Raw genomic sequence first — 8,226 nt, 5'->3', positions numbered from 1 at the left:
TGGTTTTCCTGTTCAATATGAAAAACCAGTTTTGGCAAAAGATGCGTGTCCGCATCTTCGGTCACGTCAAAGATCTGAACAGGTTTTTTCCATGCACCGGCATCAATCAATACCTGAGTGATACGGCGGCGCGAATCGGCGGGCAAATTCGCCAGTTGTTCGGCCATATCCTGCAGATATTGTGAAGCATCGGCGGTAATGCCAGGAATTTTAGAGGCTTGTTCTCCGAGATGGTACAGCTTGGAGACAAAACCATTTTCGTGCTTCTCTTCAACGGGGTCGCTCAAGCGCTTGCCATCAAAACGGCGTCTTTGATACGGAGTGACTTTCACCTTGTCCCCAACAGAAGGCACCTGGTCAAGGTTGTTCAGGTCAAAGGCAACAAAAACCGCTTTTCGGCCTTCCTGGACAACAACAACATCCTCTTCAATGGCAATAACTTTTCCTTCGACCGGTTTGAAGTCACTCAAACCGAGCATGCTGTTTCCGCCGTTGATGGGGTCGCAAACGCGGTATTTGTATCTGCGAAAATTTCCACCCACGCTGTAGGCAGCACGGCGAATAATGGCAACGGTTTCGCTTTCATTCATAAAAATTCTCCTGTTTAGGTTATGTTGCTACGGTTAAATGGACTTTCGTAGTGGTCTGCAGCTTCCTGAATAATTGCTGCGATACGAGAGTCACATTGTTGATGGCGACGCATTTCGGCGTGCATGCGCAAACTTTGCGCTGTGGGTAATCCATCTTCCAGGGGCAGATCAATCTCCTGCCCGGTGGTAGCGGATATATGGGCGTAACGCCCTACCTCGGTATGGTGAATGGTGATTTTCATGGGTTGCTCCTTTTTTGCGGTAGTAAACGCGCAAATAGGAAGTGAGAATCCTGGATGCCCCAGGTGGCGTGATAATGCCTTATTCCCATACAGATAAGCATGGGAATAAGGGCTTGCCAGCGGGAAGCTGGCAAACGCTTATTTATGCGTGTTCATTGGTTGGTTGGTTTATTTCTGTACTGCAATCGCCATGATTTTAGCGATTTCGGCTTTCCACCGTTGCAGTCTTGGCAAATCCAGTCATCCCAGAATGCTTTGTCATCCTGATATTCCTCCTCTGAAATGTCCCAACAGAGAAGAATGCCACAGGTATTGCAGATGGGGGTGACGGCCCCTGGCATTGTGCTGTTTACGCGCGTGATAGCCATAAATGCTCACATACACTGACCGGCGTTGTAGAAGGATTCTTCAGCGTCTTCGGTCATCAAGCAACCGCATCCAGCGCACTCTTCATAACCAGATTTGGTAAATAGCGAATTATGGCCATTGGGACAAAAGATGAACCGTTCTTCGGGAGAGTCTGGATAGTTCTGCCGAAGATCTTCCAGTTCTTCCAGTTCTTCCTCAACTTTTCGGCACCATTCTGCATATTCCCGTTCTTCCGAATCGGCGAGTTGCGCCTCGAAAAAACCATCGTCGTACGCCGCGTGAAGCATGACAGGGAGATCATTGGGCCGGGATGTTTGGGTGGTGAAGGCCGCCTTGCCAGCATCGAAAGCCCATGCTTGAGCGGTTTTGATGGCCTGCTCAATTTCGGATGAATCCGCATGGGTCATATTCAGTATGCAAAAACGGGCATGATGGATAAGGGCTTCAGTCATTTCAAGCATGATCCATCTCCTTTCCCAGACAGAGGGCTTCGTATCTGGCGTCAGCGTAACCTTCCTGGTAGGCAACACGAAGGTGCGCAGGCAGGTATTCGGGTACTGAGGACCGTCTTGCTCCGGCAGTTTGCCCAGCTTTGAATGCGAAATTTTGTGCGGTGATAAGTTCCCATTCAATGTCATGGAACTCGGCGCTGGTCATGCGCAGAATCAAGAAACGGGCATGATGGATAAGGGCTTCAGTCATTTCAAACATGATTCAGCTCCTTTTCGGACAACAGATCCAGGTTCTTTAACCAACCCTGAACCTTGCCGAAACATGTATCGGAAAGGGTCCAGTCAGGCTCGCCACCATCGAGGCAGAGTCCGTGCCCAAAAGTGTGATTGTCGAGCAGGGTGGACAGGTTATATCTGGAAACAAATTGCCCCAGATCGGAGAAGAGGTAGCGTGTGTCGTAAAACTCAACCATTGGTTCGGTTCTTTCATGAACCAGGCAAAGGTTTCGCCCATAGTGGTCGCCTTGGTGAACAATGCGCACGGCCCAGAGAAATTTGTCCATAAACAGCCGGACAGGGAGGTATGTTGCAGTAGTCATGGGTGTCTCCTGTGAAAACGCGAAAGGCAGAGGCCTTTGTGGAAATCCCGGTACGCCCGGGTAGCGTTCAAAAAACAGGATGACCGCAGAATGCGGGCATGCAGAAACACACCCTAGTGGATAGGCTTCTGCATGCGGATTCTTGGGGATGTGTTATTGCGAGAGACAGAGATCATTTTGTGGAGAAAAGACAAAGCATCCCTAGAAACGGGATGCCCGTTTTTTGAAAGCGCCCATATGAAACGGCTCTTGCGCCTGGTGTAACGCCGCCCGAGCCAGAAAAGGGCGACACCATGACTGAATATATCATGGTGTCGGTGATTGTCAATTCGTCTTGACAACGCAGTTTGCTACAGGCTTTCACCTGGCATCGCTGGTTGCATTTTGTCAGTAAAAATTCTGGAAGAAAGCCGAATGCGAACATACAAGAGTGTCATGCTATCCATGCATTCTTGTATATTGACTCACGCATGTATCAACAATGTCCTGCAACTCAATTTAATATTGAATTGCAGGAAAAATTGTTGATTTTTTATAGACGTAATCCAACAAGCTATTTAGGGCTTAAAAGCATCTTGAACACATCTTTTGGGAGTGCTTTTTCGCAAACATCTTTCAGTGTATCCACAGCTAGATTTTGCAAAAAAGGTTCATCCTCAATGATTATATCTGATCGCAGTATCGCCGCTGTATACTCCTTACCGAACTTTTCTGCGATATCCTTGTAAAACGAAATAGAGCTAAAGCAATCCCGGCTTCTGTTGAAAACATCATTCAGGAATCCTGCTTGATTCACCACATAGCAGACTAGCTTTGGGTAGCCAATTCCTTTGCTGTCTTCCTCTTTTTCGTCTGATGATAAAGACGCATAGGTTTGTGAAAAACCGATGCCCATGTATGCTGCCAACAGTAGGTTGTTATGTTCCGAACAAGAATAGTCCAGGTCAAGAGGTACCCATCTTCTATCGTCACCGAGAGACATGGGTAGCGAGGCTTTTTCCTTCTCATCTTCCGTGAATAGGGTTGCATCTTGGATTTCAACCCAGCCATTACGGTTTAACCAAAAACCGCGACCTGAATTAGTTGCGGCCTCATTTGGAGAGTAGATCATAAAATGACGACATTTTGACATGGTAATGCTCCTTTTCATGTGTATTGGCGGGCTTATTAATACCTGCACCCGCCAAGAGGAATCTGGCTGACGCCTGCTTTTAGTTTATGGAATGGATTGGTTTGCCATTTTCAGGGCACCTTCAAAAGTTGTGTGGCCGGCTATAAATCCGCCACGATGGCAGAAGATTCCGCCTTTAACCCCGGTGGCCTTATCCAGTTTTTCACCACTCAAGCCCCACCATGATTCTGGCAATGCGCTTGTTTCCGGCACGATCTGCACGCGCCACGTTCCTGATAGGTCCTGGAACACCACACGTTTGTACGCGCTGCCGGTGACCAGTGGTTGCCATCCAGGGAAGAAATCACCGATGACCAACACAGGGACGCCGGATTGTTCAGACATATTACGGAACAGGTTTGCTTTCTTGAGAACGATAGTTACCGCTGACCGGATTTCGTTATCCAGTATGGATTGCGCCACTTCCATGGCGAGGGAAAATCCATCCTGCATACCGTTAAATCCGCTGAGAACCTGTGAGACGGTGAAAAGAGGGGAACTCGTATCCTTGTAAACACGTAAACCATTGCAGTCTACGACGTCCACAGATGAGACGAGTCCATCATCGACCAGTTGGTATGCTTCCTGAATCTGTTCATCCTCCAACTCAGGATAGCGGCAGAAAATGGCCATGGGTCCATAGCTGCTCCAGATCAGCCCGAAACTGGAATAAGGGATGCCATTTTTACGTTGGCCGGCCCCCTCAGTTTGGTGATGATCGTACAGTCGGCGCGAATAGTCGTACTCCATGCCCACATCAATCAGCATGGTGTCTTTGTTTTCTTTTCCTTCTAATAGCGTGTGCGTATCGCGCGTCCGGATAATTTTAACTTCAGGATGGATGACGCGCATAACTGCGCAGGCAAATACTTCGTCGGCGTGAAACACGCCGTCATGAGTGATTATGGTTTGTACCATATTGGCTCCTTTTGAAAACAGAAGAATGGTCCTCCTGATGAGGACGAGAATTCCTGGGATAACCACCAGGTTGGTTTTTAATGCTTCATTCCTATGATTAAAATAAAACCATAGGAATGAAGTCTTGCCGGAATAAGTATCCGGCAAGAATCATTTTTAGAGGCAGCCCTCAGCCCACCGATGTTTTCTCAGTAAGCGGATAGCCCCTTTGGGCCAGTAGTTCATGGGCCACTTGTGATATTGCCGCAGTTTTGTGCGACTTTTTGTGCAGGTATTTTTCTTTGCCATGTATTCTCCCGAGATGGTGAACAGAAAGGCCATGACCAACATGGTCATGGCATTATCCTTCATAAGGAAAGATATTTTTCGGCCTTGGGATAGGTATCCAGCACCAATTTTTCCAGTACGGATTCAAGTGAACGGTTGTTGATCTGATACAAATCATTCAACGCCAGCGCCCAATTTTTCGCTGTATTTTGAACCGGGAGCAGGGTTTCCTTTCTCGTGGCCCCATTGGGTTTCTGGATGCGTTCTAACCAGTCATGTAACCAAGTATGATCGCGTTCGTCACCATAGGCTTCCCGGTAAATGGTTTCGTAATTCCAGCCTTCACGTTGTGCCATGGTCGAGGCGATGAGATGAATGTTGTTGTCGGTTGTGCCGTCACAACCGTAGCCCTGTCGATATGGGCGCAAGGTGTATTGGATGAATCCCCAGCTATGTTTTGGGTATCCACCTTGTTCATCCCAGACGATTTTCTTTATCCAGGCGCCCTTGAATAGCCTTTTCTTGAGTACCTTGATCCTATCGATCATCCTCTCTGAATAGGGATAATCGCTGGATTCCCATACTGATATTTCGGTATTCGGGTCGATTATTGTTTCCATAAATAGCCTCTTGTCTATTTGCGCAAGCCGTGACTGCCGGCTTGCGCTTTGGTAATTAGGTTGGTCCGCAATTATCCCCAAAGGCTCCTGGTGGCAGTGCCCAGGACTCTTGGGTAATGGGTTCCTCGTAATAATCACGCATCGCAATTTCCGCGTAGCGGCTTTTGCTTGCTGGATACGGCGTGCCCCGGGCGACGCGGGACTGAATGGAATGGACACGATGAATAGTGCATCCAAACTGATCCTCATAGAACATAAGCCTTTCAGTCCCTTCCTGGTCCATCGCATGTACGGTTGCCCATTGGTTGTCATTACCAAAGATGCATTTCATGCAACTGGTTCGGCCAAAGCCAAGATGGTATGCAGGATGTGGATTGATTTGATATTTCTGGATCATGTCCCACACGGCTTTTTCATCCAGGTGATGCACTGGACGCCAATGGTCGATGTGCCGTGCTTTCTTGCCATTCCGACGGTCTGCACGATGCACATCAAACGTTTCATATTTAGCCCTGGCTGGGGATTCCTCTGCACGCTCTCCGGTGAGGAAGAGCGTTTTGCTGTGTTCGAAACGTGGATCCGTGCGCAAGGCAGATGCGGCCACGTCGATTTTGAGGTAGGCACTACACCACCGGACACTGAGGTTGGCAGACACTTGTGGAAATTTCATGCGCGTGCCATCAGGCCCGCTTCCACCAGAGGACACAAGACCGTTTGGCGTTTCTGCATAGGTCTTGGCGGTGGGCGTTTGGTCGCGCAACATCTCGCGCTTGAAGCCACCATCCTTCCAGGAAAAATAAATGGGGATGCCGAAGTGTTTAGCTACGGCCCGACAATAGCTTTCCGTGATGGGCCAATCCATGAAATGACCGCCACCTGATTTACCATCAATCAGGTGGTGCCACAATTCTATCTTGTTGATTGAATCCGGACTGGCTTCAAGCACGGATAACAGGCAGGCCAGAGAATCTTTGCCACCGGAAAAACCAATAACAATGCGGTCGTACTGGCTGAAATCAGGGATAAGATCTTGTTTGCTGTTACTACTCATGCAACATCCTGATCTCGGTTTGTTTTCTCCATTTCGGCATAGAACGCCTGCTCTTGAGCTTCGCAAAGTTCATCCCAACGCTGTTCTTCTAGCCATTGCGGGTCTTCAAAACACCCACAAGGGCAGGTGTCGGAAGTGAGTCCATGGCAGCAATATTCGCTACCTAATTCATCCTCGTTTTCTTCGCAGTAATAGCCCTGCTGTTTGGCGATAGCGATGGCGGCTTCTGTATCTTCTACAGGCATCATCTCCACCCAACCATCAAAATTGGCTTGGAAGATCGTGCCCCAAACGATATCGGACTGACCGCAACCGCGTGTAGCGATAGCAGCAAATTTTTCAATTTGCTGAGTGAGTTCCTCATGATTCATAGAGTTTTTCTCCAAGAAAAAGCGCATGGACTTTTCAGTGCATGCGCGTTGTGATGTGGTGAAGCGAAAGCTTGGTTATGTGTTATTCTTCATCAGAAAATTCATAACCAAAATGCGACGCGGCGAACCATGCCCAATCATGATCGGTGTTGCTCACCAACTGGCCATTGACATAGATTTCCGTGCCAGCAAACCCGCCGCCTTCATCCAAAAAATGGTGTTCAAATTCCATATCAGGGCACATTTCCGAAAGGGCGCTGATTACCGGAGAGGCCGGAGACCAGGCCGTGCAAAAGTGCATATCCAGTTTGGATATTCCTGCTTCGGAATGGGTTATGCTGTATTCACCATAATAAGCGCACCATTTGGTGCCCCAATTATTGATAGACCAGTCGTACCAGGATCGCGCCCCATATTCTTCCAGGCAGCGCAGGGCATCCAGGCCTTCGAAAATGATTTCAGGTTCCACATCGAGTGCAAGAGCACTATGTCTCCGTGGGAGAGTTGGTTTATATCTGCGTCGTCTGGAACGGTGATGTCCTTTTCCGCAGCGCGACGCATAATATAATTTCGCGCGCTTTCGCTATTCTGCGTCAGCAGGTCTTCGCCCCATTTGCGGACGGAACCTTCTACGGCACCCTTGAGCGCCTCTGGCATGGGGATAATGGAGTTAAAGTCCAGGGTTTTTTCATCAAAATGTTTCTTGATGATGTTTTCAATGTCTGTTCGATTACCACGGACAACAACGTGGCAAGAGGTATTGTTGGGAATTTAGATACTCCTTTGAGAAAAGCGCATATGCGCGGAATGAGAGATTTCGCTAACGTGCGATGGACGGGTCGGTTGACCATAAGACTTAATTGCATATAAAAACCAATTTTTGCTTTTTATATGAAATCAAAATAAAGCACCCACTACCTGATAGGTAATGGGTGCGCAATCGGTGATGACCGTGTTAAATAATGCGGCCTTCGTAAAAGATCGCCGTGTTTTTATGGGCCAAATGCAGTAGATCTAGCCACCATTCCTGACCATCGCAATGTTGGTGACGGTCATGGAGTCCATCATTTCCGGAAATGTGAATTTCCAGACAATGCGGGTCCTGTACCAAAGTCTCGACAAGACCTTCTGGGGCGGGGCCGTAGGCGTGACGCACGATATTCAAATGCGACAAATCCAGGGCGTAAGGCACCTTCTTTGATAGCAGTGCCGCGTAATCTGACCATGCCGATACCGTGTTGGCCCGACGGCCGGGATATAAGCCTTCCAATGCCACCGGCAAGCCGGACGCATCAGCTAATCGATGCAGATTGCCGATTTGGTGAAGGAGTGGTGTGCCGTTATTGGCGGCATGCAGACTGTATGGCTGATTCAGGTAAGTCAGTAACGGGGTGAGTGCTTTGGTATATGCCGGGTAACGATGGGCTGTTCCCAGATCATATTGGCATCCTTTCTCCAATAATCGCACATTCGCATGGATGTTAAACAGCGTGCAAAAGTTGCCAGAATTGGGTGGAAAACAGCGTGTAAATTGACCACCTGATATCCTGCCGGATTTGCCGGGAGGAACCTGGAG

At 48.5% G+C, this 8,226-nt stretch carries 12 protein-coding genes; all 12 read right to left on the bottom strand.

Translation table 11 applies throughout. The features are described 5' to 3' along the window. On the bottom strand, positions 1-542 hold a 542-nt coding region (locus AC2VLY_RS03420), incomplete at its 3' end, for a KfrB domain-containing protein (RefSeq protein ID WP_486921766.1). 62 nt (positions 543-604) lie between these two features. Beyond that, positions 605-832 (bottom strand): hypothetical protein, encoded by a 228-nt coding sequence (locus tag AC2VLY_RS03415; RefSeq protein WP_031572249.1) that lies wholly within the window; start codon positions 830-832, stop codon positions 605-607. 374 nt (positions 833-1,206) lie between these two features. Next, on the bottom strand, positions 1,207-1,662 hold the full coding sequence (locus AC2VLY_RS03410) for a hypothetical protein (protein ID WP_486894060.1): 456 nt from the start codon (positions 1,660-1,662) through the stop codon (positions 1,207-1,209). Next, positions 1,655-1,912 (bottom strand): hypothetical protein, encoded by a 258-nt coding sequence (locus AC2VLY_RS03405; protein WP_486894059.1) that lies wholly within the window; start codon positions 1,910-1,912, stop codon positions 1,655-1,657. Before AC2VLY_RS03405 ends, AC2VLY_RS03410 begins: the two co-directional genes overlap by 8 nt. Further along, a complete protein-coding gene (locus AC2VLY_RS03400; RefSeq protein ID WP_486894057.1) occupies positions 1,905-2,252 on the bottom strand; it encodes a hypothetical protein in 348 nt (115 codons plus the stop codon). Before AC2VLY_RS03400 ends, AC2VLY_RS03405 begins: the two co-directional genes overlap by 8 nt. Before the next feature lie 553 nt (positions 2,253-2,805). Continuing rightward, positions 2,806-3,384, bottom strand: a complete 579-nt coding sequence (locus AC2VLY_RS03395) for a hypothetical protein (protein ID WP_486894056.1) — start codon at positions 3,382-3,384, stop codon at positions 2,806-2,808. An 84-nt stretch (positions 3,385-3,468) separates the two neighbouring features. Continuing rightward, positions 3,469-4,341, bottom strand: a complete 873-nt coding sequence (locus AC2VLY_RS03390; RefSeq protein ID WP_486894054.1) for an MYG1 family protein — start codon at positions 4,339-4,341, stop codon at positions 3,469-3,471. A gap of 347 nt (positions 4,342-4,688) precedes the next feature. Continuing rightward, on the bottom strand, positions 4,689-5,228 hold the full coding sequence (locus tag AC2VLY_RS03385; protein ID WP_486894053.1) for a hypothetical protein: 540 nt from the start codon (positions 5,226-5,228) through the stop codon (positions 4,689-4,691). A 55-nt stretch (positions 5,229-5,283) separates the two neighbouring features. After that, positions 5,284-6,279 (bottom strand): phosphoadenosine phosphosulfate reductase domain-containing protein, encoded by a 996-nt coding sequence (locus AC2VLY_RS03380; RefSeq protein WP_486894051.1) that lies wholly within the window; start codon positions 6,277-6,279, stop codon positions 5,284-5,286. Continuing rightward, complete coding sequence (locus AC2VLY_RS03375; RefSeq protein ID WP_486894049.1) at positions 6,276-6,650, bottom strand: hypothetical protein; 375 nt, start codon at positions 6,648-6,650, stop codon at positions 6,276-6,278. The genes AC2VLY_RS03380 and AC2VLY_RS03375 overlap by 4 nt, the downstream gene beginning before the upstream one ends. 82 nt (positions 6,651-6,732) lie before the next feature. Next, positions 6,733-7,119, bottom strand: coding sequence for a DUF1281 family ferredoxin-like fold protein (locus AC2VLY_RS03370; RefSeq protein WP_486894047.1), 387 nt, complete (start codon positions 7,117-7,119; stop codon positions 6,733-6,735). 486 nt (positions 7,120-7,605) lie between these two features. After that, the coding region (locus tag AC2VLY_RS03365) for a hypothetical protein (RefSeq protein WP_486894044.1) at positions 7,606-8,226 on the bottom strand (621 nt) is incomplete at its 5' end.

It is taken from the genome of Acidithiobacillus sp. TH-A36 (genome assembly GCF_057473445.1).
This window is presented reverse-complemented; position numbering and strand designations above follow the sequence as displayed.